Source organism: Photobacterium rosenbergii, assembly GCF_003026455.1.
Taxonomy (GTDB): domain Bacteria; phylum Pseudomonadota; class Gammaproteobacteria; order Enterobacterales; family Vibrionaceae; genus Photobacterium; species Photobacterium rosenbergii.
Genome location: NZ_PYMB01000037.1, coordinates 1 through 25,163, shown reverse-complemented (window position 1 = coordinate 25,163; position 25,163 = coordinate 1). Strand labels below are relative to the sequence as shown.

The 25,163-nt window shown below is 48.4% G+C and carries 16 protein-coding genes; 9 read left to right on the top strand and 7 right to left on the bottom strand.

All coding sequences use genetic code 11. From position 1 onward, the window contains the following. Window positions 1–229: 229 nt before the first annotated feature. Window positions 230–1,738: an ABC transporter substrate-binding protein gene (locus C9J01_RS27865; RefSeq protein ID WP_237157075.1), complete on the top strand. Its 1,509-nt coding sequence runs from the start codon at window positions 230–232 to the stop codon at window positions 1,736–1,738. Between the two features lie 80 nt (window positions 1,739–1,818). Here C9J01_RS27865 and C9J01_RS27860 read toward each other — a convergent pair whose 3' ends face one another. Together C9J01_RS27860 and C9J01_RS27855 are read right to left on the bottom strand one after the other, a co-directional pair. After that, entirely contained in the window at window positions 1,819–3,300 is a 1,482-nt protein-coding gene (locus tag C9J01_RS27860; protein WP_107301324.1) for a YfcC family protein, read from the bottom strand. Beyond that, on the bottom strand, window positions 3,297–4,652 hold the full coding sequence (locus tag C9J01_RS27855) for a M20 family metallopeptidase (protein WP_107301323.1): 1,356 nt from the start codon (window positions 4,650–4,652) through the stop codon (window positions 3,297–3,299). Before C9J01_RS27855 ends, C9J01_RS27860 begins: the two co-directional genes overlap by 4 nt. Before the next feature lie 313 nt (window positions 4,653–4,965). Here C9J01_RS27855 and C9J01_RS27850 point away from each other — a divergent pair, with 313 nt between their 5' ends. From C9J01_RS27850 to pflA, 6 genes are all read left to right on the top strand, one after another. Then, the gene (locus C9J01_RS27850; protein ID WP_107301322.1) at window positions 4,966–6,729 is read left to right on the top strand and encodes a YcaO-like family protein; all 1,764 of its coding nucleotides are present in this window, start codon (window positions 4,966–4,968) and stop codon (window positions 6,727–6,729) included. Between the two features lie 522 nt (window positions 6,730–7,251). Continuing rightward, the gene (locus tag C9J01_RS27845) at window positions 7,252–8,766 is read left to right on the top strand and encodes a DUF3360 family protein (protein ID WP_107301321.1); all 1,515 of its coding nucleotides are present in this window, start codon (window positions 7,252–7,254) and stop codon (window positions 8,764–8,766) included. 200 nt (window positions 8,767–8,966) lie between these two features. After that, entirely contained in the window at window positions 8,967–11,243 is a 2,277-nt protein-coding gene (gene pflB, locus C9J01_RS27840) for a formate C-acetyltransferase (RefSeq protein WP_107301320.1), read from the top strand. A gap of 315 nt (window positions 11,244–11,558) precedes the next feature. Continuing rightward, window positions 11,559–15,542 (top strand): transporter substrate-binding domain-containing protein, encoded by a 3,984-nt coding sequence (locus C9J01_RS27835; protein ID WP_107301319.1) that lies wholly within the window; start codon window positions 11,559–11,561, stop codon window positions 15,540–15,542. Further along, window positions 15,542–16,732, top strand: coding sequence for an EAL domain-containing response regulator (locus tag C9J01_RS27830; RefSeq protein WP_107301318.1), 1,191 nt, complete (start codon window positions 15,542–15,544; stop codon window positions 16,730–16,732). Before C9J01_RS27835 ends, C9J01_RS27830 begins: the two co-directional genes overlap by 1 nt. Window positions 16,733–16,839: 107 nt before the next feature. Further along, window positions 16,840–17,583 carry a pyruvate formate lyase 1-activating protein gene (gene pflA, locus C9J01_RS27825; protein WP_107301317.1) on the top strand — a complete coding sequence of 248 codons (744 nt, stop codon included), beginning with the start codon at window positions 16,840–16,842 and terminating at the stop codon, window positions 17,581–17,583. Between the two features lie 428 nt (window positions 17,584–18,011). Here pflA and C9J01_RS27820 read toward each other — a convergent pair whose 3' ends face one another. Beyond that, on the bottom strand, window positions 18,012–18,920 hold the full coding sequence (locus C9J01_RS27820; protein WP_107301316.1) for a LysR substrate-binding domain-containing protein: 909 nt from the start codon (window positions 18,918–18,920) through the stop codon (window positions 18,012–18,014). 613 nt (window positions 18,921–19,533) lie between these two features. Between C9J01_RS27820 and C9J01_RS27815 the strand changes: the two genes are divergently transcribed. Both C9J01_RS27815 and C9J01_RS27810 read left to right on the top strand, forming a co-directional pair. After that, entirely contained in the window at window positions 19,534–20,079 is a 546-nt protein-coding gene (locus tag C9J01_RS27815; protein WP_107301315.1) for a CBS domain-containing protein, read from the top strand. A 114-nt stretch (window positions 20,080–20,193) separates the two neighbouring features. After that, window positions 20,194–21,726 (top strand): hypothetical protein, encoded by a 1,533-nt coding sequence (locus tag C9J01_RS27810; RefSeq protein WP_107301314.1) that lies wholly within the window; start codon window positions 20,194–20,196, stop codon window positions 21,724–21,726. 194 nt (window positions 21,727–21,920) lie between these two features. On the opposite strand, the gene C9J01_RS27805 is transcribed toward C9J01_RS27810, so the two are convergent. Genes C9J01_RS27805 through C9J01_RS27790 form a run of 4 tightly spaced genes read right to left on the bottom strand, consistent with a single transcriptional unit; the run spans window position 21,921 to window position 24,974 of the window. Then, window positions 21,921–22,895, bottom strand: a complete 975-nt coding sequence (locus tag C9J01_RS27805; protein WP_107301313.1) for a flagellar motor protein MotB — start codon at window positions 22,893–22,895, stop codon at window positions 21,921–21,923. After that, window positions 22,892–23,749 carry a flagellar motor stator protein MotA gene (gene motA, locus C9J01_RS27800; protein ID WP_107301312.1) on the bottom strand — a complete coding sequence of 286 codons (858 nt, stop codon included), beginning with the start codon at window positions 23,747–23,749 and terminating at the stop codon, window positions 22,892–22,894. Before motA ends, C9J01_RS27805 begins: the two co-directional genes overlap by 4 nt. Window positions 23,750–23,759: 10 nt before the next feature. Next, window positions 23,760–24,494, bottom strand: a complete 735-nt coding sequence (gene fliA, locus C9J01_RS27795; protein WP_107301311.1) for an RNA polymerase sigma factor FliA — start codon at window positions 24,492–24,494, stop codon at window positions 23,760–23,762. Window positions 24,495–24,506: 12 nt separating this feature from the next. Further along, window positions 24,507–24,974 carry a flagellar basal body-associated FliL family protein gene (locus tag C9J01_RS27790; protein WP_107301310.1) on the bottom strand — a complete coding sequence of 156 codons (468 nt, stop codon included), beginning with the start codon at window positions 24,972–24,974 and terminating at the stop codon, window positions 24,507–24,509. Window positions 24,975–25,163 lie beyond the last annotated feature (189 nt).

Here is a 25,163-nt window from a genome sequence, read left to right as displayed (position 1 = left end):
ATGAAATATGTCTGTTAAATCAATAATTACAATAAATTCAACGTCATCAAAGCAGCACGCAATCAAGGTGTTAATGCTTGTTTTTAGCACATTTTATCCGTTTAGCTATGCATTTTCCGCCCAGCCACAATCTGTAACAATTCTTACCGTTGTGCCGGAGTATAAAGATGCGGTAACCGCCAACTTTAACCCCTTTTCAAAAGGTAGCATGCCTACAACGCATGAGTTTATGTTTGAGCCCCTGGTGATTTTCAATACGCTGCAAAATAACAAGCCAGAATACCGCCTAGCGACTCACTACCAACTCGATAAGGATTTAATGGGGATCAGTTTTTCGCTTCGGGACGGGGTGCGCTGGTCTGATGGAAATCCATTCAGCGCCGATGACGTGATTTTCTCTTTCTCCATCGCGCTTAAATATCCAGAACTTGACTCACATGGCATTGGACAATGGGTAGAGTCGATAGAAAAGCGCAACAAAAACGAGGTCTACTTCAGGTTAAAGAAGCCCAACGCCTTGGTTGCCTACACGCTGGTATTGCTCCCAATCGTGCCCAAGCACCAATGGCAGGCGATTGATAATTACGCGCATTTTACCAATCCAACGCCTATTGGCACCGGGCCGTTTACCGAAATCAAAGAGCTGGACGAAAACGGCTACCTGCAATGTGCTAATCCTGCGTATTGGCAGGCAGAGAAATTGCACATCGATTGCCTGCGCTATCCCAAAGTCACCACCAACGACGATTTTATTTCGCGTATATCCAAAGGTGAGTTTGACTGGACCGGCAGTTTTATTCCCGATATCGAACGCCACTACGCCTCGTACTCACCCGACTTCAAGTACTGGCTGCCACCAGCCAGCAACGTCAGCCTGATGTTCAACTTTAAAACCGCCGATCCCGCTACCCGTGAGCTGTTCAGCAAGGTCGAATTCCGCCGAGCCGTTTCAATGACCCTGCAACGCCAATTGTTGATTGATATTGCCGCTTTTGGCCAAGGTGAGCCTTCGCGCTATGCATCAGGAATGAGCGAACGCTTCCGTTCATGGGCCGACCCGATCATCACCGAGAAATACCTCCCCTTTATGACCTACAACCCGATGCTGGCGAAGGACTTGCTCGACAGTATCGATGTTGTCGACAGCAATGGGGACGGATGGCGCGAGTTGCCGGGGGGAAAACCGCTGGCGTTGACTATTCTCACGCCCAACGGTTGGTCTGATTTCAATACGACTGCGCAGCTAATCAGTGAAATGCTGATCCGGGTCGGTATCAAAGCCACACCGATCCAAGCTGACTTCCAGCAGTTCAACGATCAACTTGCCCATGCGGATTACCAGTTGGCTATTACTAACTATCCGCAAGGCCCAACTCCGTTTAAATATTTTGATATGGCTTTCAATAGCACCTATCAGGCGCCCCACTACCCACGCTATGCAATGCATTATTACCAAAACCCACAAGTCGATAGGTTGCTGACACAATTCCCGATTGCCGAAACCAACCAACAGCGCCACCAAATCATCCGGGATCTCAACCAGATCATTGCTAACCAGCAGGTCACTGTCCCACTCTATAACACAGTGGAATTCTACCAGTACAACACCAACCGCTTCGAAGGCTGGTTTAACAAGGACAACCCCGTCGCCAGCCCATTAATTTGGCCCCAGGCACCCGAGCGCCTGTTACATGTCCTGAGCCTGCGGCCTAAAGAGCAGGCAGCTCAAACTGAGTAAGGGGTTACCAACCCAATAAAAAAAGCGAGCCATCAGGCTCGCCTTTTTGATGATAGAACCGCTTATAACAACTAGGCCGATTAAGCCATAGCAGCACCAGCAAACAGCAGTACCACGGTTACCACCAGTACCATGACCACAAACGGCATTACCCACTTCAAGAAGCGCTCGTAAGGGATTTTCGCCAAGGCCAAACCAGCAACCAAGTGACCTGCCGTTGGGGCAAAGATGTTGATCCAACCACTTGCTGATTGGTAAGCAGTGATGATCAAATCACGGCCAATGCCCGAGAAGTCCGCCAGCGGAGCCATCAGCGGCATAGAAACCGTTGCCAAACCAGAAGTCGATGGAATGAAGAAACTCAACACGATATGTACTAAGTAAGTCACCACAACGAACACACCGGATGATAGGCCAGTAACCACACCTTCAGCCCAATTCAGGATAGTATCGATGATCACACCGTTATCCATGACAACATAGATACCACGCGCAACAGCCACAACCAATGCAACACCAATCAGGTCCTTGGCACCTTCGATAAAGGTTTTGATGAACTCGCCTTCGTGCATACGGTTAATCACAGCAATCAGAATAGCCGATGCTAGGAATAGGGTTGATAGCTCATCGAACCACCACCATAAGGTCGGGATCGCGGTAATACCCATGTCTTCCCATGGAATAACACCGTAAATCATCACTAGGAATGCACCGAAGAAGATCCCCATGGTCCATTTCTGCTTAGTGGTGAACTCACCGGTATCTTCGCTGACATGAGAAAATTCATCATCAAACTCGATATCCGCCAACACTGAATTCGCTTTGTCTGCTTTGACTTTCGATGCGTAGCGCATGACATACCATGAAGCCAACACAATCAAGATAGCCAATTGGACCACACGGAGCACGATACCATCACCAATTGGCAAGCCCGCAAAACCAGAAGCAATACCGGTCGCAAATGGGTTAACGGTTGAAGCCAGCACCCCGACACCAGAACCCAACAAGATGATCCCCGCAGCCACCATACGGTCATAGCCAGCGACCGCCATCACCGGCAGTATCACTGCCCAGAAGGCAACTGTTTCTTCGGCCATCCCGTAAGTAGAACCACCCAGCGCAAACAAGGTGATCAATACCGGGATCATCATTTGCTCACGGCCACGGAACTTACGTACAATCGCCGCCACACCGGAGTCCATAGCACCGGTACGCATGGTCACGGCAAGGAAACCACCAATAACCAGTACGAACAAGGCCACATCAACGGCTTTGTGGAAGCCCTTGATCGGTGCCATCAGCACATCAATCACACCCTGAGGTGAAGACTCCAACTCCTGATAGGTCCCCGGGATAGGAAGTAACCGCTCACCGCCGTCGTAATCCAATACTTCAGCAGCAGGAATCACCACATCGGTGCCGTTAACCAGGTAGTCATACTTACCCGCCGGCATAACCCAAGTCAGCAAAGCAACAAGGGCAATAATGGAAAAAAGAATGGTATAAACAGTCGGCATTTTGAAAGATCGTTTCATTTTGCCAGCCTCTGTAGTCGTGGTCATAGCTCTACTCCCTGCAGCTGATAAATCGCGTTGGCATACACATTCATTGCTTTGAGCATGTCATCAATAATCAAATATTCATTCGGCATGTGCTCGACTTTGTCGCGGCCAGGGAAAATTGCCCCATAAGCCACACAGTTCGGTATCGCACGGGCATAGGTTGCCCCACCGGATGTCATAGGCTCGCTGACCATATCCCCGCTGATTTCTTGATAGGCACTCATCAGGGTTTGGATCACCGGGCTTTCTGCAGGCATATACAAGGAAGGTAGCACATCAAATTCCTCGTAGCGTAAACCGTACTGCTCCGCGACAGCCTGAATATCGTTATCAAAGTCCGCTTTTTCGAAGGTTACCGGTACCCGGATATCTATCCCGAGTTTGCTCACCTGTTCGCTAACCTCAAGCTGGGCAACGTTAAAGGTCAACCGGCCACTGACATCTTCAACCGGGCCGAAGATCTCTTTTGCGTTGGCATCTTCGCCCACTTGCTCAGCGACAAACTTGATCGCAGGATGGGTCACACCGATACCACTTAGTGCCAGGCATAAACGGGCAATCGCATTGACCCCTTTGATATCACTGGCTGCCGAGTGTGCAGCCTTGCCGAACACCGTAACCTCGGCATCTTCGGCGGTGAAGTCGTAACCTAATTCATCCAGTTTGGCTGCCAACTCTTCCCATAATGGACCTTCGTACTTCGCCACTTCTGGTACGGCATTGAGCGCACCGCCACAATCTAGCGCCAACAAGCCATCGCCCGGGCCATGAAGCCAGGATTGGATCAGCATTTTCTCAGCGTGGATCAATGGGAAGACAGAGTCTGGCGTAAAGCCGCAGCTTGGGACTTCTTCTTTTTCCAAGTAGCGGTCAATACAGCGCCACAGGGTTTCTTCATCGGTGCCGAAAATAAAGCGGATGCGTTTATTGAGCACCACACCACTATCTAGCAGTGCCTTGACCGCATAAATCGCGGCTAAGGTTGGCCCTTTGTCATCTTGCGTTCCGCGACCATATAATCGACCGTCGCGGATTTCAGGGCTAAACGGATCGGAATGCCATGCCGACAACTCTCCGGTTGGCACCACATCCAAATGGCCCAACACCCCTATCATTTGCTCGCCATCACCGATTTCGGCATAACCGTAATAACCTTTGTGATCCTTATAGATGGCAAACCCCAAGTCGTGGCATAACCGCATTGTTTCATCCAGGCAGTCATCAATCGGCTTGCCAAAAGGCTTACCGCTGTCATCTTGCTGGTAGACACTGGGAATCGCCACCAAACGCTTCACTGCGGCAATATAGTCATCACGCAGCGCGTCGATATTTGATGCTATTGTTGCTTTCATCGTATCCCTCTTTGCTTCATCTACTTTTGCCTACACACACGAACACACACCGACAAAAGTAGTGAATTTATATTTTAAATCAGAATTATTAATTGGTTGGAGCTCATCTGACCAATCCATTCTGCTACAAGCCGTAGGGAATAAATGTGATTACTTTCACTGCTCGTCCTCACAAGGTGGGACTGCGGTCAAAATCTCGACAAAATGTTTCCAAGCTGAGGGACATTATTGATATCTGTCACATTTAGGCATCGAGGTTATAATTGGTTATACTTCGCGCCATTCACCCTCCTGTCATATGACGAGATCGATAATGAAAACCTTATTCCCTGGTAAAGACGCCGCGCTGCAAGACACCATCGAGCGTTTCCAAGCCCAATTAACAGCCCATGACTTCAACCTTGCCAACATTGACAACGCCGCTTGGCACAACCCGATCCCCAATGTCTGGTCTGTGCAGATCCAAGATGCCGATGCGCCAATGAACGTCACAATGGGTAAGGGAACATCGCAAGACGCCGCGTTGGCGTCAGCACTGGGTAAGCTTATCGAACGCTTGGCAACCAATGATTTCTATGCCAACCGCTACCTCGGCGAAGCCATTGCCACCGGTGAGTTTGTTCATTACCCCAATGAAAAATGGTTCCCAATCGATCTTGAGGAAAACCTGCCACCTGAAGGCATCTTGGATGAACGCCTAACGCAATTCTATGACCCAACTCTTGAGTTATTGGGCACAGATCTGATCGACCTACAATCTAGCAATATGGCACGCGGGATCTGTACCCTGCCGTTCGAGCGCCAGAATGACAGCGAAATCATCAATATGCCGGTCAACATCATTGGCAACCTGTATACCTCCAACGGAATTGCGGCCGGTAATTCTAAAGCGGAAGCCCGCAACCACGCCCTTTGTGAAATCATCGAGCGCCATATCAAAAACCGCATCTTGGCCAAACAGACCCGTTTGCCAGCCATTCCTGAGTCGGTACTGAGCCGCTTTACCTCGATTAAAGAGTCAATCGACGCCCTTGAAGCCCATGGCTTTGATGTTCAAGGTTACGACGCTTCCCTTGGCGGTCAATACCCTGTGGTCTGTGTAGCCTTGAGCCACCAAGACAGCAATATCCGTTTGGCCTCTTTTGCGGCCCACACAAGTATTGAGCTTGCCCTTGAGCGCGCTGTCACTGAACTGGTTCAGGACCACAATGTTGATGAGCTCAAAGCGCTAATGGATCCATCAACGGTTGGCGAAGCGGGCAATGAGCACTTCACACCTGAAAGCCTTCTGGCTGAATCAACCGGCCTCATCGCTTCAGCCCAACTGGAGACCGAATCTGCCACTGAATTAGCAGATTGGAGCTTTGGCGGCAATTCTGAAGAGCAGTTCAATCATTTGATGGGCCTGTTACACGCCGAGGGTGCCGATGTCTACATCGCTGACTATGATCACCTTAGGGTCGATTGCTGCCGTATCATCGTGCCGGGCTGGTCTGAGGTAGCGCCGGTAGACGACCTGATTGAAGCCAACAACAACGTTGCACTGGAGTTGCGCGAGGTACTACTGGCGCTTCCTGCGGTTGAGTGGGATGAAGAGCAATTCGCTGAAATGTTCCATATTGTCGAAGAGGAGTTTGATGACGACGCCCTGCTTCACAGAATGCTAGGCTTGGAGGCCCTATCGGGAGATGCATGGCAAACCCTTCGAGTCGGTGAGCTAAAATGCTTGATTGCCTTGGCGGGAGGCGATCTCGAGTTGGCTCTGGACTTCGCCAAGTGGTCTGTGGCCTTTAACACCTCCATGTATTCTGCCGAGCGGATGAATTTCTTCCGTTGCCTCATCGACAGCCTGCAGCTAGCTATTAAAGAAGAGCAAGATCCGGCTGATTGCAAAGCTGACTTCGAGAGCCGGTTCGGCAGTGAAACAGTCGCAGCCGCCTGGGGCTCGATTGAAGGCAGTGTTCAGTTCTATGGGCTAACTGCTGGCAATCTGACCATGAGCCAGTTCCCTGCTCATCAACAACTGTTGCAGTCTTACCATAAGCTGCAAGCAGCCAAGAAGGCAAAATACTGCTAACCACACGTGTACAAACCGCCCAGGTTGTTCCCCTTCAATCTGGGCAATTTTGTACTTTGTTTACATACTCGCTTTTCATCTTCTCTCACCATTCATTCAAAAAAAGTTGAATGCTCCGATTCAAATGCTGTGACTTGCCTGCTACTTTTTAGGTAACGCCCATGTAACCCAGACTTCTTGCGCATCAAGAATAAAACCACACTAAAAACAATGATATAAAAACCAAAAAACGACCGAGATCACATTTCGCGAATTTGCTTTTGTTATAAAGTTTCTTTCATAATTAGTAACAATTGCACTTTGCGCTCAATTTTTTTTGGTTTTTTTCTTACAAAATTTTAGTGAGAGTGATCGAGATCAATTCCATAAAAATGGACAAGCGGTACACTGCAGCCAAAATTGGTGAAATTAAATTACACTTAACAACTGCTTGGCTTAAATTCGTATGAATTGCAGATATGTTGAGGAAGTTTCAACCAACATATAAATAAAAAATTATCTTAAATGTAGAACGAGGCACTTATGTCATCACAGGAAAGAAGTTATCAGGAGCTACACCGCCCTGCATCTGACTTCGCTAGTCGCTCAGACTATCTTGATCATGAGCTGAAAATTATGAAGCCGCGCCGCTGGAAGCTTAACCTTCCTGGCCGTGACTTCCGTTTTGAGCTTGAAGATTTGGTTCCGGCACTAGCGGGTACAATTGCCATTATCGCGATGTACTCATCAGTTGCTATGTCATGGGCTGATGGCCTGACAGCCGCTTGGGATCACGTTGAGTTGGGCAAAACCTTCGCTATCGAAGTGGCCCGTGTAGAGATGCTCATCCCAGCACTTCTTTTCTGTATTCTTGCCTCGGGCTTCTTTAACCCACGCGCCAACCTGGCGGGTAACCACGGTCCAATGATCCCGTTGATCGGTACCATTGCACTGGCAGGCGCCCACCCATTGGCACTGGCTATCCTGATTGGTGTATTCGGCCTATTGCTGAGTTACTTCAAAGGGGGCTCGAAACTGGTCAACCTCACCAGTGAGGGTGTGGCCGGTGGTCTGCTTATCTTCCTCGGATTTACCGGGGCAATGAGCCAGATCGGTGACATCCAGTCATGGGCTGTGGGTCTTGAAAGTGCTGACGTAGCAAAAGGTAGCTTGGGCTACATCGGCTTGGTAGTACTGGCGGTAAACATCATTCTTTATGCTTACCTTGCCAAAGTGAACAAGCGTTGGCTGGCGATTCCTGCTTGTGCAGTAACCGGTTTATTGGTTTCCCTTGCACTTGGTGCGGGCTTTGACCTAGTATTCGAAACCGAAACGGGTTTGCCGAACCTAAACCCAGTGTACTGGTGGGGTAGCACAGAGCAAGGTTGGATGCTTGGCCTGCCAGGTATTGAGCATTTCATTGCTTCTCTACCGTTCGCGATTCTTGCAGTAGCAATGTGGTCGCCAGACTTCCTGGGTCACCGTATCTTCCAGGAGCTGAACTACCCGAAAGGTACTGACCGCGTTCTGATGGACGTTGATGACACTATGACAACTTGTTCGCTGCGCCAGATGGTGGGTACTGCGGTAGGTGGTTGTAACATCACTTCATCTTGGGGTACTTACATTATCCCAGCCGGTATTGCGAAGCGTCCGATTCCAGCGGGTGCGATCCTACTAGGTACTTTCTGTATCATCGTAGCGATCCTTGGCTTCCCAATGGACGTAGCAGTATGGCCACCAGTAATGCGTATTGCACTGCTTGTAGGTGTATTCCTACCGCTTCTTGAAGCGGGTGTGCAGATGGTGAAAGACACCAAAGATTCACAAGCTGCTGGTATCTGTGTATTCGCAGCTATCGTTGCTAACCCAGTTCTAGCTTGGGCACTGACCATGCTGCTGGATAACAACGGCCTGATCGGTAACAAAGAGCGTGCCTCTAAGCTATCAATGATGGACAAAGTCATCATCCCGGCTGGCGCACTGATCATCTGTTTTGTTGCCATGCTGGCAGTAGGTATGCTTGAAGGCCAATACGGCATTCCAGCACTACTGTAACAAGCAATGAGGGCAGTGCTTGCACTGCCCTATCAATTGGTGCTTTTAGCACTAATACGAATAACCAAAACATCACTATCCTGACACGTTTTTTGGTTATCCGTATTATTGTTAATAAAAGTGTACTGTTCACCGTTTGGTGAGGCTGGCTCAACAGTCACCGCAGTACGTGTTTTTTCTACTAAAAAGGTAGGTATGTCATGGCAGAGCAATTTGCTAAAGCTTGGGAAGGGTTCGCTGAAGGCGAATGGCAGAACGACGTTAACGTTCGCGACTTTATCCAGAAAAACTACACTCCATATGAGGGTGATGAGTCTTTCCTAGTTACTGAAGGTACTGAGGCAACTAACAAGCTTTGGGATCAGGTAATGGAAGGTATCAAGCAGGAAAACAGCACTCACGCTCCTGTTGATTTCGATACTTCTCTTATCTCTACCATCACTGCTCACGACGCAGGTTACATCAACAAAGATCTAGAGACTATCGTTGGTCTTCAGACTGAAGCTCCGCTTAAGCGTGCAATCATGCCTAACGGCGGTGTGCGCATGATCGAAGGTTCTTGCAAAGCTTACGGTCGTACTCTAGACCCACAGGTTTCTAAGATCTACTCTGAGTACCGTAAAACGCACAACCAAGGCGTTTTCGACGTTTACTCTCCAGACATCCTTAAGTGTCGTAAATCTGGTGTTCTAACTGGTCTTCCAGATGCATACGGCCGTGGTCGTATCATCGGTGACTACCGTCGTGTTGCACTGTACGGTATCGACTTCCTAATGAAGGAAAAAGTTGCTCAGTTCCACTCTACTCAAGAGAAACTAGAGTCTGGCGAAGATCTGCAGATGACTATGCAGCTTCGTGAAGAACTTCAAGAGCAGCACCGTGCACTAGGTCAGATGAAAGAAATGGCAGCTAAATACGGCTTCGACATTTCTAACCCTGCAACTGACGCGAAAGAAGCTATCCAGTGGCTATACTTCGGTTACCTAGCAGCAGTTAAATCTCAGAACGGCGCAGCAATGTCTCTAGGCCGTACTTCTACTTTCCTAGATATCTACGTTGAGCGTGATATCGCGGCAGGTAAGATCACTGAGGTTGAAGCTCAGGAAATGATCGACCACTTCGTAATGAAACTACGTATGGTTCGTTTCCTACGTACTCCTGAGTACGATGAGCTATTCTCTGGCGACCCAATCTGGGCAACAGAATCTATGGGTGGTATGGGTGTTGACGGCCGTACGCTAGTAACGCGTACTAACTTCCGTTTCCTAAACACGCTATACACTATGGGTCCTTCTCCAGAGCCGAACATCACTGTTCTATGGTCTGAGCAGCTACCTGACGGCTTCAAGCGTTTCTGTGCGAAAGTATCTATCGATACTTCTTCTATCCAGTACGAAAACGACGACCTAATGCGTCCTGACTTCAACAACGATGACTACGCTATCGCTTGTTGTGTATCGCCAATGGTTATCGGTAAGCACATGCAGTTCTTCGGTGCTCGTGCAAACCTTGCTAAGACTCTTCTATACGTTATCAACGGCGGTGTGGACGAGAAGCTTAAGCTACAGGTTGGTCCTAAGACTGAGCCAATGATGGACGAAGTTCTAGACTTCGACAAAGTTTACGCTGGCCTAGACAGCTTCATGGACTGGCTAGCTAAGCAGTACGTGACTGCACTAAACGCAATCCACTACTCTCACGACAAGTACAGCTACGAAGCAGCGCTTATGGCTCTACACGACCGTGACGTTCGCCGTACTATGGCTTGTGGTATCGCTGGTCTTTCTGTTGCTGCTGACTCACTAGCTGCTATCAAGTACGCTAAAGTTAAGCCAGTACGTGACGAAGACAACATCGCAATCGACTTCGAAATCGAAGGCGACTATCCGAAGTTCGGTAACAACGACGCTCGCGTTGATGACATCGCTTGTGAGCTTGTTACTAGCTTCATGAACAAGATCCGTAAGCTTAAGACTTACCGTGACGCTGTTCCTACTCAGTCTATCCTGACTATCACTTCAAACGTGGTATACGGTAAGAAGACTGGTAACACGCCTGACGGTCGTCAAGCAGGTGCTCCATTCGCACCAGGTGCTAACCCAATGCACGGTCGTGACGAAAAAGGTGCGGTAGCGTCTCTAACTTCAGTAGGTAAACTACCATTTGCTGATGCGAAAGACGGTATCTCTTACACCTTCTCTATCGTACCTAACGCACTAGGTAAAGAGCAGGATACTCAGCGTTCTAACCTTGCAGGCCTAATGGATGGTTACTTCCACCACGAAGCTGGCATCGAAGGTGGTCAGCACCTGAACGTTAACGTTCTTAACCGCGAAACTCTTGAAGACGCAGTTAAGCACCCAGAGAAGTACCCTCAGCTAACTATCCGTGTATCTGGTTACGCTGTACGCTTTAACTCTCTAACTGCTGAACAGCAGAAAGACGTTATCGCTCGTACTTTCACTGAGTCTCTATAATCCATAGAGCCTAGTGCATAGCCTTTATTGGCAATGATAATAAAAGCCGATCTGCAAAGATCGGCTTTTTTGTTATCTCCACATCTGTACTATCAATAAGATAAGCCCCCTCCTAGCTAACTCTCAATATACCAAACGGCGTATTGCAACAGCATGCATTTTTATTTACCATTCACGCCTAATCATTAAATTCATAAAGTCGGTACTGGTTGGAACAAGCCAGGCTCATATTAAGAAAAAGAAAAACATGCCGCTTACAAAACAACTTGCTCAACACGCAGTGTATGGCTTTCAACCTCAAGGAGCCTTTCAGCTGTGATTAAAAAGCTCTGTACACTGTTGATATGGTTAGCTGTAACGAATGCTTGGGCTGCTCCTCCCCAAACAGCACCGATGCTAACCACGGAGAAAACCCTGCGTATCGGCTATCCCGCTTTTGACTGGGCTCCATTCACCTTTGTCTCCCACAAAGGTCATGTTTCAGGCCTGCTCCCTTCCCTTGTCTATGAAATTACCCAACAGAGCGGCTATCAAACGGACACCTTCGTCTACCCCACTTTTTCTGATGTTCTTAATGCCTTCCATAACAATGAAATTGATCTGTTGGTTGGCGTATCTTCGACCTTCAACCGCCAACAGACCATGCTGTTTTCCAAACCTTTGGTCACTATCCCCATGGCGGCTATCAGTAAAGCCAAGAACTTGCGCAGCATTCACCAGTTGGATCATAAGATTGTTGCTATCGAAGAAGGTTTTGCGATTGACGAACAGATCAGACAGATGACTGGGAATAAGCCAATCATTGCCCCTATGCCCTCCAGTGAATTGGCTTTCAATGCGGTAATACAGGGACAGGCTGATGCCTATGTGGGAAATGCGATTACCCTTGATGACATGAAGAACCATCACAAGACGGGTAAGCCATACTCGATAAACTACCTTGAGGATGTCCCCTACGAGCGGCTATATATCGCTGCCCATAAAGAAAAAACCGAGCTGATAACAATGCTGGATAAAGGGCTGGAAAATATTCCCCAACAGCGACTCGACAACATTTATGACACCTGGCTATCGGATAAACAGCAACAGCTAATCGCCAATCAGGACTTATTACACCTGACCCCAACAGAAGCGCAGTGGGTCCAATCACGATCAACCCTCAAGGTCGCTTATCACCCCAATGATTTCCCTTACCAATTTACCGATAAAAGCGGACTACTTGGCGGCATATCATCGGATGTATTGCGGATCCTCGCCCAGAAACTCAACCTCACTCTGGTCCCCATCGCAAACAGTGACTTCAGTGACATCCTTGCCCAACTGAATGCAGGCCGTATAGATGCGGTTGCAGCGGTCACGTGTACCCCAGAAAGGCTTCAATCGTTAAATTGCACCCAACCCTACAGCGAAGAAAAATGGGTCATGGTAACAGCGGTCGATAACCCCAAAGAGTTTATCCGCAAATCCGCCAAAATTGCTGTTGTGGCGCAGAAGTTCGGTGAAGTCCTGATCCGTGAGCAATACAGCAGCAACCCGATTATTATCTACAGTGATAACGAGCCCCTCCTGCAAGCCGTTATCAAGGGTGAGGCTGACTATGCCGTGATCTCTCTTTCCAGTGCATCGCGCCTGCTACAGGGAGATTACCTCGGTAAGCTCCGGGTGATTGCCTCTGATCTGGATAACAGCAGCCTGCCGGTTGGTTTTGCTATTGCCAAAGACAATATGCTGCTGACCAGTATCATCAACAAAACCATGGCCAATATCTCTCCGGGAAAGCTCACGGATATTCAACATAAATGGCGCACAGTAACCTTAAATAGCGGTATTTCCGCCAATAGGCTCGCACTTTGGATCTTCTCGCTGCTTGGGCTTATCGGTGTGATTATTGCCACCTTTACCTACTGGAACAGAAAACTCACCAGCGAAGTTCAACAGCGTAAGGCGATAGAGGAAAAGCTCACCTATCTAACCAATAATGTTGATGGGATTTTAATGCAGCACTTGCAACGCAGTGATGATCCCAATGACATCAGTATTTTGTTCCTCAGTGAAAATATCCGCCACCTAACCGGGATCACGGCAGATGAGTTCAAGGCCGACCCACAACAACTCACCGCGCTGCTTCGCCAGCGCAGTGATCACAAGAAACTCTTTGGTGACATCCAACGCGCCGTCAAGCATGGCTATTGGCAGACTGAGTTGCAGCTTGAGTCTGCGGCTAGCCAACAACGCTGGCTGGAAATCCGCAGCCAAGTGATTGAAGTCAGTGGGGGCTGGCAATGGACCAGTATTCTTATTGATATAACGGCTATGAAACAGCAACAACTCGAGTTGGAGCGAGCCCGGTTCGAGGCGGAAAATGCAACCCAAGCCAAATCCCGTTTTTTGGCAATGATGAGTCACGAAATACGCACCCCGATCAGCGGTATTCTGAGCTTGCTTGAGTTATTGGAGCCCCATACCCGGCACAACACCCATGCGCGGGGGTTACACGACCACCTTGAGCTGTCGGCTAAAAACCTGCTCAATATCGTCAGTGACGTCTTGGACTTTTCCAAAGTCGAAGCGGGTAAGCTGGGCCTATCCCCTGCCCCTTGTGCAATACCCGATTTGATCTCAGAACTGATCCAGCCACATATCATCCATGCCAACCAAAAAGGCCTTCAGTTCCGGCTCTGGCTGGCCCCCAATATTGATGACCAGTTAGAATGCGATGCGCTTCGTATCAAGCAGATCCTGAATAATTTGCTCAATAACGCAACCAAGTTTACCGAGCAGGGAGAGATCACCCTTGCCGTTGATGTCATCGAGCAGACACAGCAACAACAGACCCTGAAAATCACGGTTTCTGATAGCGGTATCGGTATCAGTGAACAAGATCTCGGCAAGCTATTTCAACCATTCGAACAAGCCGATGCCAGCAGTGAGCGACGTTTCAATGGCACTGGGCTTGGCCTGTCTATTTGCCGCCAACTGGTCCACCTTATGGGAGGTGATATCACCGCTACGAGTGCGTTAGGTGAAGGTGCAAGCTTTAGTTTTACCCTGCCGGCCAAACGCCTCGCCCTGCAACCCCTGTTATCACTCGGTTTGCGCTGTGTGCTTATTGGCATCGAAAAGCATGACAGGGCACTGCTTGATAGTTACCTAAAATACTGGCACTGCCAAGTAGAAGCCCTTGATGACAAAGATCTTTCATCTCATGTCATCCAAGAGCTACTTACAAAGCAGTATGATGTCATTTTCCTACCCCAAAGTTGGCAGACAGATATAGAGTCCGATAGCAAAATGCTAAGCACTATGGCAAGGTTCATCTTTTTGGCTGATAGCCCCCTACTGTCTGCAGTGCCATGCTTACAGGGTTGGAGTATCGGTCGTTGCCCGCTGGTTCCTCAGCAAATACTGCACGCTCTTGCCAATACCCCAACACAAGTCCCGCTCCAACCTGCACAGGCACAGCCAATAACAGGTAGCAACATGGATAGGAAAACAGCCATCGCCCAAAACCGCTTGCTTCTGGTTGCCGAGGATCACCCTATCAACCAGCAAATCATCAAGCAACAATTACAACAGCTCGGCTTTTTCCCTGATATTGTCGAGAACGGTTTGCAGGCATTAAAGGCACTTCAAACTGCTCCCTATGCCTTGTTACTCACAGACTGTCACATGCCAGAGTTAGATGGTTATGGGCTAGTGAAAGCAATACGGAAAAAACAAAACGAGCCTGGCGACGAAAAAGCCCGGTATTACCAACTCCCCATCATTGCGTTGACAGCCAACACGGCAGGCGATGCCAAAACCCATATTGAACAATATGGTTTTGATGATTACCTGAACAAACCTGCCACTATGCAAACGCTTTCTTATAAACTAAACTTTTGGATAGGAGAGAATTCGCGGGATAAAGCCGATAATAGTCAGCCTTTACTCAACACTACCGACGCTGAACGACAGGCCCAGTTAACAGGGCAACCACAAGGGCCACTGGATATCAGCAAAATCACAGCAATGTTTGGCGATTTAGAGACAGGCATACACTTCATTAGAGAGTATATAACTAGCTGCCTAGATGACTTGGAAACGCTTGCTCTTGCTATCGGCAACCGTGACAGCGATGCAACCCGGTTGGTCAGCCACAGAATGAAGGGGGCGGCACGAATGATGGAATACAGTGCAATGGCCGATCACTGCGAAGCCATTGAAAAGCTGGCCACAACGGATAAGGTCGTACCCTCATCACTAGAGCCGGTATACACAATGATCGATGATTTAAAACGTCAGGTAAAACAATTCTAATGAACATACTACTCGTTGAAGATCACCCTTTTCAGCAACAGGTTTTGCGTAACCAACTTGAACGTGCCGCAACTGACAGTTGTGTCAGTGTTGCCTCAACAGGAAAGGAAGCCTTGGCGCAAATCAACATCACGCTACCTGATGTACTGGTGTGTGACTTAAACATGCCAGAGATGGACGGTATCACTTTCTTGAGTCATCTGGCCAAGTTGTCATTCAACGGCGCTATCATCATTTCCAGTGCAGCTAGCCCAGACGTAATTAAATCTGTCAGCCAAATGTGTAAAAGCTACCAGCTGAAGGTCATTGGGTGCCTTGAAAAGCCAGCCCGGCATGAACATATTCAATCCTTGCTGGGGCTAGCGAAACAGTACTTGTCCACCCCGCAACCGGAACAAGCCCCCCATTCAGTCCATGTGCTTTCTGAACAAGTGTTAAACATGGCTTTCGAACATCAATGGCTGGTGCCCTATTACCAGCCAATTGTTGATATCCGCACCGGTGAGTGGCGTGGTAACGAAGCCCTTATCCGGCTTGAGCATCCCGATATGGGCCTGCTGCCACCAGCCCGGTTCCTATCTGTCATTGAAGAAATGGGCAGGGAACATGAATTGGCAATGATGACAATTCATCATGTTGTCTCAAACTTGCCGGCCTTTTCAGGGCGACGAGTAGCGGTCAATATCACTCCCCGTACCCTGATTAGCGAAGGTTTCGTCGACCAAGTGATCACCCTGCAGCAACGTTTTCCGACCATAAGCCAAACGCTGTCATTCGAGATAACCGAATCAGACGCTATTGAGCATACCGGGCCAAGCCTAGAAGCCGCATCCAGGCTTGGGATGTACGGTTTCAAACTGTCCATTGATGACTTTGGAACAGGTTATTCTTCATTGAAACAGCTTGAACAATTGCCTTTCGAGTCGCTGAAACTGGATATGAGCTTTATTCAGGCCTTACCCAAAAGTAAAACCGCAGCCGCCATTCTCGAAGCCAGCCTATTGCTCGCCAACCGTTTGTCACTGAGCACCATTGCTGAAGGGATAGAATGTACCTATCAATGGCAGGCCCTACGCCAAATGGGTTGCCACTTTGCCCAAGGTTACTTTATCGGGCGCCCGATGCCGGTGGAGCAATTGAAGCAATGGCACCATGATTGGAATGAAAAGCAACATTGCGCCTCGTTGTAATATCTTGAGTAGTATCCTTACTTTTTTGGTGCTTTTTAGCTACTTTGACTGTCCATTTTGTAATAAAATGACAGGTAAAACACGCCCCAAAGCGGAGAAGCTAAGTAATGTCAGTAAAAGGTCGAATCCACTCTTTTGAGTCCTGTGGTACCGTCGACGGTCCAGGTATTCGTTTCATCGTCTTCTTGCAAGGCTGCCTGATGCGCTGCCAGTATTGCCACAACCGAGACACTTGGGATCTTCATGATGGTAAGGAGATCACGGTTAAAGAGTTGATTGACGAAGCGAAATCATACCGCTTCTTCATGAACTCATCGGGCGGCGGTGTCACCTGTTCAGGTGGTGAAGCTATGCTGCAGCCAGAGTTTGTGCGTGATTTCTTCCGTGCAGCCAAAGATGAAGGTATCCACACTTGTCTAGATACCAACGGCTATATCCGCAAACATACTGATGTTGTTGACGAAGTCCTTGATGTTGCTGATTTGGTGATGCTGGATCTCAAGCAACTAGATGACAGTATCCACCAAAACCTTGTCGGCGTACCGAACAAACGCGTGTTGGACTTTGCCCGTTACCTGCACCAGCGCGGCCAAAAAACATGGATCCGCTACGTTGTTGTCCCAGGCTATACCGATGACGAGCGTTCTGCCCATCTACTGGGTGATTTCATCAAGGATATGGACAACATCGAGAAAGTCGAGCTGCTGCCTTACCACCAGCTTGGCGAGCACAAGTGGGAAGCGATGGGCTTTGACTACCCACTAACAGGCGTCTCACCACCATCAAAAGAAGTGATGGAGAAAGTGAAAGAAATCATCAGCAGCTATACGCAGGCAAAAGTGATTTACTAACACTTATTCGGATACTGAATATTAAAAGGAGAACGACGGTTCTCCTTTTTTGATCTTGGCGAAAACAAAATATCTTCAGGCAAAATGAGACAAGGCAACTAAAAGGCTATATCAGAAAAATTGATAGGCACTTTATTGCTTATAAGTGGATATACATCAACTCTTACCACCAAGCCTCCATATCAAACGACGTCTCCACTACAAATATAATCGGTTTGGTGAGTAAAAAGGCATCTTATTGATTTATTAGTTAATTGGATGGTGCCTATCAATAAAAATGAAACTTATTGAATATAAAAAACCCAAGTCGCTAGGCGGTACTTGGGTCATTTATTTTGATGGGCTTATCTATCGGATCCAGTTGTTCTCGCTGATCCAGTTACGACCAACACGGCTTTCTTCCTAACTAGAAAGATGGCATCGCGATGTCAAACGCTCTTTAGCTTATGGTTCTTCATCATCCGGTGGCCTTCGCGCTTGATACACTCCAACAACGGATGATCGCCCATCTCTTTGCGCCAAATAAAGGAAATTGCGCGGTCCATTTTTAGTTCAGGCACATTCAGTGCGGCCAACTCACCCCGCTCGATATACGGAGCGACATCAAGGTAAGGTAGGCAAGTTAGGTAGTGCCCATTGGCAACCATGGAGCGGATAACCGGTACATGGGAATATTCACGCCAAACATCCAGATCCGGGATCAGCGGCACCATGGCACTTTCGAAAATAGCACGCGTTCCCGCCCCACCTTCTCGCAATACCCACTGGGCTTGTTCCAACTGTGCTAGGCTCACTCGAGAGTTCTTCGCAAAAGGGTGATGAGCAGCACTGACGACGACTAGGTGGTCCCGACACCATTCTTCCTGGTGGGTACGGTTATCATCACAACGGCCTTCGATAATGCCGATGTCGTATTTATAATTCAGCACCCCTTCGATGATGCCCTGGCTACTTTTCACTTCCAGCCCAGTACGGACTTCTGGGAAGTCAGTATCAAGAATACTGATAAGCTCCGGCACTAGGTGCTCCGCCGGCGTCTGGCTGGCACCGATGGTAATACTGCCACTGAATAGGTGCTGGTCGTAAAAGCCCGCTTCAATCTGTTCAGCATCTTGCAACAAGCGGCGTGCTTTCGGCCTTAACCAGTTGCCCCAGTGGCTCAAGCGCATATCCTTGCCCTGACGTACGAAAAGGTCTCGCCCCAGCAGCTTTTCCAATTGGCTTAGCGACATACTTGCCGCTGACTGGGTCACCCCTAATCGTTCAGCTGCTTGGCTAACACTGCCTAATTCAGCGACCGCATCAAACACTGATAACTGTTTCAACGAATAACGCACTTTGACTCCTAGATATACAACAGGGGGACTGGATGTCGATAGTTATCATTTTTAAGGCCAAGTCACTGGTATATTTGCCGAAACATCCAGTTACTTTTGCCAATCAATAAACCTGATAGCTAAATAAACAACCAATATTGTATCAAGTTTTAACTGCCGGGTAATGCGAACAACTTATCCATTAGTGGCAATTTCCCTTTCAGCAGCTTAAAAACTGTAAGCAATTGCCCATTGGTATTACATATTTGAAATCACCTCTTTTTAAGGATAATATCCTGATTCATTTTTACTTATCAGAGGCCGCATCTAAAATCAGTATTCCTGATACGGCTTGCAGCCAGATAAAGATAGACCTCCACACCAGCCTTCGGCAAATAACCCCACTTAATAAAAGCCTATTTCTCCTTATCATCTTAATTGATTGAATTTTCAGGCGACATTTTCTGAAACATTTACAAACAAAGTATCATTAAAATTGAATGACACTCTAAATAAAATCAATTTTACTAATGCACCGGTGCTGAGTAACATTCCCGTCAACAGCTCAATGAGCCCCTTTACGGCTCTTGGCGAGTTACTAAAACAGTGTTGATTTTGATTTTAGGAGATTGTTATGAGCGCTTTACTTACAGTGAGAGACATTGTAAATACGCAAGCCCCGACGTTGAGTATCGAAACAAGTTTGCCTGCGGCAATTGATGTTTTGTCTAAAAACCACATTAACGGTGCACCTGTTTGCGATGCAAACGGCCAGTTAGTGGGTTTCCTATCTGCTCACGACATCATGGTAGAAATGTGGTGCCAAGACTACCTGCCAGATGAAGATGTAACAGTAGGCAGCTTGATGAAAACCGATTTGGTCACGATGGATATCGAAGACCGCCTGACAGACGCTCTTGAGTTTCTTGCTTTGGACAAGGAACAACTATACCCAACAACAGCAATGGGCTACGCAACGCAAATGACAACCTTATCGCTGGAAGAGCGAGCTAAATCTATCAAGGTGAACAAACCGCAGATTTTACCGATCATGGAAAACGGTAAATATGTCGGTGTGGTATCTCGCCAGGAAGTGTTGAAAGCCCTTCGTGCCCTATTCAACGATGCAACGACGCCAACGCCAGTTGCAGAAAATGTTGCCCCACAGGTAGTTACCTAATCAGTAACGGACATATCACTCGCCCACAGCCAAACTGACCCCATTGTTAGCACTTTATGTGCCTAGCACATGAGGCGTGCCTGTGAGCAGTTCGAAAGAGTTTTTGGAGTTAAAATGGAACAAGTTTCCCATCTATATGCTTTTAACCATTTTGTTATCGCGATAGCCGCCCTAACAATTATGGTACTGGTTGCCCGTACTCTGGTCGCAGGAACAAAATATTCCTCGCTGCTAGTTATCGTTGTTTTCGGCCTAGCTTTAGGCTCATTGCTGGTTCACAGTGATATGGCGACACCGGGACTGGAACAGTTCCCTATTGTTGCGCTGATTGGCCAGACAACCGTGATTGCATTGATCGCTTCTTTCTTCGTTGGTGGCCAAGAAATCCGCCGTCTATTGTCTAAAAAAGACTTTGATGAAGAATGTGATTTCTTCTCCCCTTCAGCCCAAGAGGTCGTACACGGTACAAGCAGCACACAGCTTACGTATATTATCCGTGCCTTCTTGCTACTTATCGGTATCCAGACTGCTGATGTGCTGATTTCTGACCGCACAACAGACTTTGCCCTTGGCGACTCTTTCTTACTGCTATCGTACATCTGTTTAGCATTAGCCTTTATCCTCATTGACCGTAAGGCCGTGATCTCGAACAAAGGCCAGTACATCCGCAAGGGCTTGTTTGAAGTAGTTGCGATTATTGTGGTACTGAACCTCTCGCTTTGGCTGTCAAACGTTGTGTCGTCAGTGATTGGTCTTCCGCAAATCTTCTTTGCGATGATCCTGTCTTCTGGTTTGGGCGCAGTACTGCCTAAGTGGAAGCATGGCCCGACAATGAATGCACTGCTGTTTGCCGGTATTCCGCTAGTACTTGCTGGTAGCTTCCTGGTTGGTGGTTCTCACATGGTTGAAGCCTTTGGTATCCCAGGCCTACAAAGTGTTATCGTGTACGGTTTCTCGGGTCAGATCTTCTGGATGTTTGGTGGCCTAGCGCTACTGATTTTTGTCGGCAAATCAAACCACGTCCGTAACCTAGCACCTGGCCTAGCTGGCGGCTTGTCTCACTCTGGCCTGACCGGTGCTTGTACTGCTGGTGACTTCGGTCGTACTGCGGCTTCCCGCGCACCGATTATGATCAACATCCCGTTTGCTGGCCATATCTTCGTCTTTACGATTCTGGCAGCAAGTGCAGAACGTGGCTCTCTAATGGTCGGTTGGACGCTTCCGTTACTAGCAGCTGGTGCCGTGTTTGTCATCCTGTCATTGAAAAACCTACGCTCAGCCAACGGCTGTGAGAAAACAGAAGTCAAAGGCCTAATGCTATTCTCCCTTGGCTGGCAGATCATGGCGGTATTCGGTAGCTTTACGCTGCTAAGCCTAGCCGGTATGTCTTTGGAGCATGCATCAATGTCGGCAGCATCTGGCCTGTCCCACTTCGGTCTGTTTGCCGCAGTGCAGGAAGGGATGTTCGGTTCAGCAGCCGCTAGCCTTATCACCTTTACCTTTGCTATGACTTTCCTGGTTCACCCGTTTGTCTTCGCGATGTTCGGTAAAGCGGCTGAAAGCAATGGCCGTATGGCTGAGAAAGCCGTAACAGTACTGGCAAGCGCGGGCCTTATCGGTGTTGTTTCTTCAACCTTGATGATTTAAACAAGCCTGCTAGTTAACTAGGCAGACTTTATATAGAGGGGGCAGATAAACTATCTGCCCCCTCTTTTTATCCAGAACAAGCCTTGATAACAGGCGTAAAAAAGCCAGCCCCTCTTTGGTGAGGAGCTGGCTTGGACTGTCCACCTAGCGCTGACGTTGGACTTATCTTTTCTTATTAAGCCAAATTGATGGCTTTAACTGATCGGCTGATTGGCATAGGCAGCCTGCTTTGCTGCCTCCAAAGAGGATCCGTCCCCATCACGGCCAAACAATTGCTGCAGTTGCTGTTCGGTGTCCGAGGTCAACACCAAAATTTCTATCCGGCGGTTAAGGTGGCTATAAGGGGCATCTAGATCCAGCAACATGGTATCGGACATTGCTATCACCTGTGCCACTCGATCGCTTGGCATACCGCCAAACTCCAACACTTCTCTCGCCCGTTGAGCACGCTGGCCTGATAACAACCAGTTATTGCCCGCAGCACTGCGGCTAAACCCACTGGCATCCGCATGGCCCGAGATCATAATCGGGTTTTCAATGGTGGCAAAGGTCGGAGCAATCGCCAGCAGTAAATCTTCAAAAAACGGCGTCAGCTCTGCCCCACCCAGTTTGAACATCGGCTTTTCATTGTCATCGTTTACCAACACCCGAAGCCCTTGCGGCACCGCTTCAACCGTTAGTTGGCTACTGGCGGATAGGAAATCACTGACACCTTTTAGGTGTTCACCCAGTACCACCATGTCTTCATGAGTTTCATAGCGACCAGCAACGAGAGAGGGTCCCTCTTCTCCCAAACCACCAAAACTATCGCCATCACCGCCAACAACATTAATTGTCAGGGAGTTACCCAGGTTATAAGGGTTACTTGGCTGTTCACTCTGCATACCGGGTAGTGATGCACCACCCAAGTCGACCACAAACGGGCTATTTTCCATGAACATATCATCATTGGGGATCACATTCTGTTGGCCGCCACTGAGTCGGCCGACAATCCGGCTTTTCTCATCGTCAGTGGTGACCTGCAGCACCCACATCACCATAAAAAACGCCATCATCGCCAAGGTGAAATCGGCAAAAGCGACTTTCCACGCCCCACCATGGCGGGCATCACTTCCCCGCCCTCGGCGTTTTTTTATGATGATGGTGTCGGTATTATTACCTCTGATCATTGGAACACCTGTTGCGTCACCCAACCTTCCATTTCGGCAAAAGTCGGCTTCACATCCAGCATGATTAACTTCCGGCCCGAGTCGGCGGCGACAATCGCAGGTTTACCGGCGGTGTAACTCACCATCATTGCCTTAACACATTCAAAAGCCGAAAGTTCACGTTTTACCTGATTGCCCATGGCCGAACTCAATGGATCAAAAACACAATAGCAGAAGAAAATACCGAGGAATGTCCCCACCAAGGCGTGGGCGACACTGATACCGATTTGCGCCATGTCACCATCGATGTTGGTCATGGTGATCACAATCCCCATAACCGCCGCCAAAATACCAAAGCCCGGCATAGCCTCCGCAATTCGATGCATCGAATGGGACGGTTCCATCATCTCTTCTTCAATAGCTTCCAGCTCGAGCTCCAACATACCTTCAAGTTCATGGGCACTGATTTTACCCATTGCCATCAGGCGGAAATTGTCGGTAATAAAAGTGACCAGCTTCGGGTACTCCAGCACTTCCGGGTAACTCAAAAACAAACTGCTCTGATGAGGCTCTTCAATATGCTCATCTAGCACTCGCATACCGTTTTGGCGTACCTGCTCAAGTAGGTGATACATCAACGATAGTAATTCGCGGTAAAGCTTACGCTCGTCACGCTTGGCAACGACACCTCTGGCCTGGTGCCACATATCGACAATCACATGGTGCGGGTTACCGATAGCTAGTGCACCTGCGCCAGCGCCGAGAATAATCATCAATTCTGCAGGCTGCCACATGGTGCCGAGGTATCCCCCAGCAAGGACAAAACCACCGAATACACAGAGCACAATGATTAAGACACCGATAATTTTTTGCATAATACTTCTCCTACAACATGCTCTTAATCATGGTATTGAGTTGCTTTACTGCCTGCTTATGGAGCTGACAAATACGGGCCTCACTGAGGCCAATGACGATGGCTATCTCTTTGAGGCTGAGTTCTTTTTGATAATAAAAATCGAGGATAAGCTGTTCACGCTTGGGCAGTTGTGAAAGCACATGTTTGAGCAAGTCATCATTGATCATCTGCTGCATGTTGCTGTCATTCTCACCGAAATCGACACTTGAGCTATCAGCTTCAAACAACTGCTCAAGGCTATAAAGCTCCTCAGCCTGAGCGGCAAACAGGAGTCGGTGGCATTCATCCAAACTGATTTCCAGTGCCGCCGCCAACTCCTGCTCGGAAGGCTGGCGTTTTAGCTGCTTGGTCAGTTGTTTGGTCACTTTATTCAGTTCATGTACCTGTTGACGTAACTGACGAGGACGCCAGTCACGACGACGCAACTCATCCAAGATGGCACCACGAACACGGCGGGCAGCAAAGAAGCGGAAGTTGTCATCCATCTCGCCATACCGACGCACTGATTCCAACAAGCCGAGCAGGCCTATCTGCTCCATATCATCAAGCCCCATACAACCAGAGGCATGATGATGTAGCTGTTGGACAATCCGCTTCACCAACCCGAGATGTTGACGCAAAATCTGTTCTTCGTTGTTTTGCGACGGCTGGTTATGCCACTGGGCATATTCATCCTCTAACGGTAACTGCTGTGCTTCTAACATGATTCCCTTCCCTTACTGCAGCACGAGCTTGGTAAACAACACTTCTTCAATCTGGTGGTTGTAACCATTGATGGCCAACACCTGACGCAATTGCCCCATCACCTGTTGCTGAAGGCTATCGATTTCATTCATTTTGCGCAGGTCTTCATAAGTGCTTTGGCTAAACATCTTCAGTAAGACATTGCGTGCTAGCGGTTTGAATTCAATCAGCTCATCATGGGCTTGGAGCGAGTTGGTTTTCAGTGCCAATTCCAGCATCAGGTAATGGGTACGCTCTTCGCCATCGACAGAAATGACAAACTTATCCAAATTCATAAAGTGGGCGCGGTTGGCCTTGTCGGCACGAGCAAAAATACTGAATTCGGACGAGTTATCATTGACGATAAATGCGTAGGTACCGATCGAAGACAAGGCAATCAGCGCCGAGGCAGCCATCGCTGCAATAATCACTTTTGTGCCCATTACATTGTTTCTAGCCATTATTTATTTTCCTTACACCATACGTGTGAGACGGTATTGGTCCGCCTTTGATAAGAGATCGGTTGAGTCATGCCAGTCGGTCCCTTCAGCTATCGGCTGCATCACAAGAGAACTCTCGGCCGGCTGCTCAAATGCTTGCTGCTGGGATTGGTCACTGACATCGACATCGACCATAGCACCGGCCAACTG

Excerpts from the sequence above, each read along its gene's own strand:
- pflB (WP_107301320.1), top strand. The coding sequence starts at position 8,967 with ATGGCAGAGCAATTTGCTAAAGCTTGGGAAGGGTTCGCTGAAGGCGAA.
- C9J01_RS27815 (WP_107301315.1), top strand. The coding sequence starts at position 19,534 with ATGAGCGCTTTACTTACAGTGAGAGACATTGTAAATACGCAAGCCCCG.
- C9J01_RS27855 (WP_107301323.1), bottom strand. The coding sequence starts at position 4,652 with ATGAAAGCAACAATAGCATCAAATATCGACGCGCTGCGTGATGACTAT.
- pflA (WP_107301317.1), top strand. The coding sequence starts at position 16,840 with ATGTCAGTAAAAGGTCGAATCCACTCTTTTGAGTCCTGTGGTACCGTC.
- C9J01_RS27810 (WP_107301314.1), top strand. The coding sequence starts at position 20,194 with ATGGAACAAGTTTCCCATCTATATGCTTTTAACCATTTTGTTATCGCG.
- C9J01_RS27805 (WP_107301313.1), bottom strand. The coding sequence starts at position 22,895 with ATGATCAGAGGTAATAATACCGACACCATCATCATAAAAAAACGCCGA.
- C9J01_RS27830 (WP_107301318.1), top strand. The coding sequence starts at position 15,542 with ATGAACATACTACTCGTTGAAGATCACCCTTTTCAGCAACAGGTTTTG.
- C9J01_RS27860 (WP_107301324.1), bottom strand. The coding sequence starts at position 3,300 with ATGACCACGACTACAGAGGCTGGCAAAATGAAACGATCTTTCAAAATG.
- fliA (WP_107301311.1), bottom strand. The coding sequence starts at position 24,494 with ATGTTAGAAGCACAGCAGTTACCGTTAGAGGATGAATATGCCCAGTGG.
- C9J01_RS27850 (WP_107301322.1), top strand. The coding sequence starts at position 4,966 with ATGAAAACCTTATTCCCTGGTAAAGACGCCGCGCTGCAAGACACCATC.
- C9J01_RS27865 (WP_237157075.1), top strand. The coding sequence starts at position 230 with ATGTTTGAGCCCCTGGTGATTTTCAATACGCTGCAAAATAACAAGCCA.
- motA (WP_107301312.1), bottom strand. The coding sequence starts at position 23,749 with ATGCAAAAAATTATCGGTGTCTTAATCATTGTGCTCTGTGTATTCGGT.
- C9J01_RS27790 (WP_107301310.1), bottom strand. The coding sequence starts at position 24,974 with ATGGCTAGAAACAATGTAATGGGCACAAAAGTGATTATTGCAGCGATG.
- C9J01_RS27845 (WP_107301321.1), top strand. The coding sequence starts at position 7,252 with ATGTCATCACAGGAAAGAAGTTATCAGGAGCTACACCGCCCTGCATCT.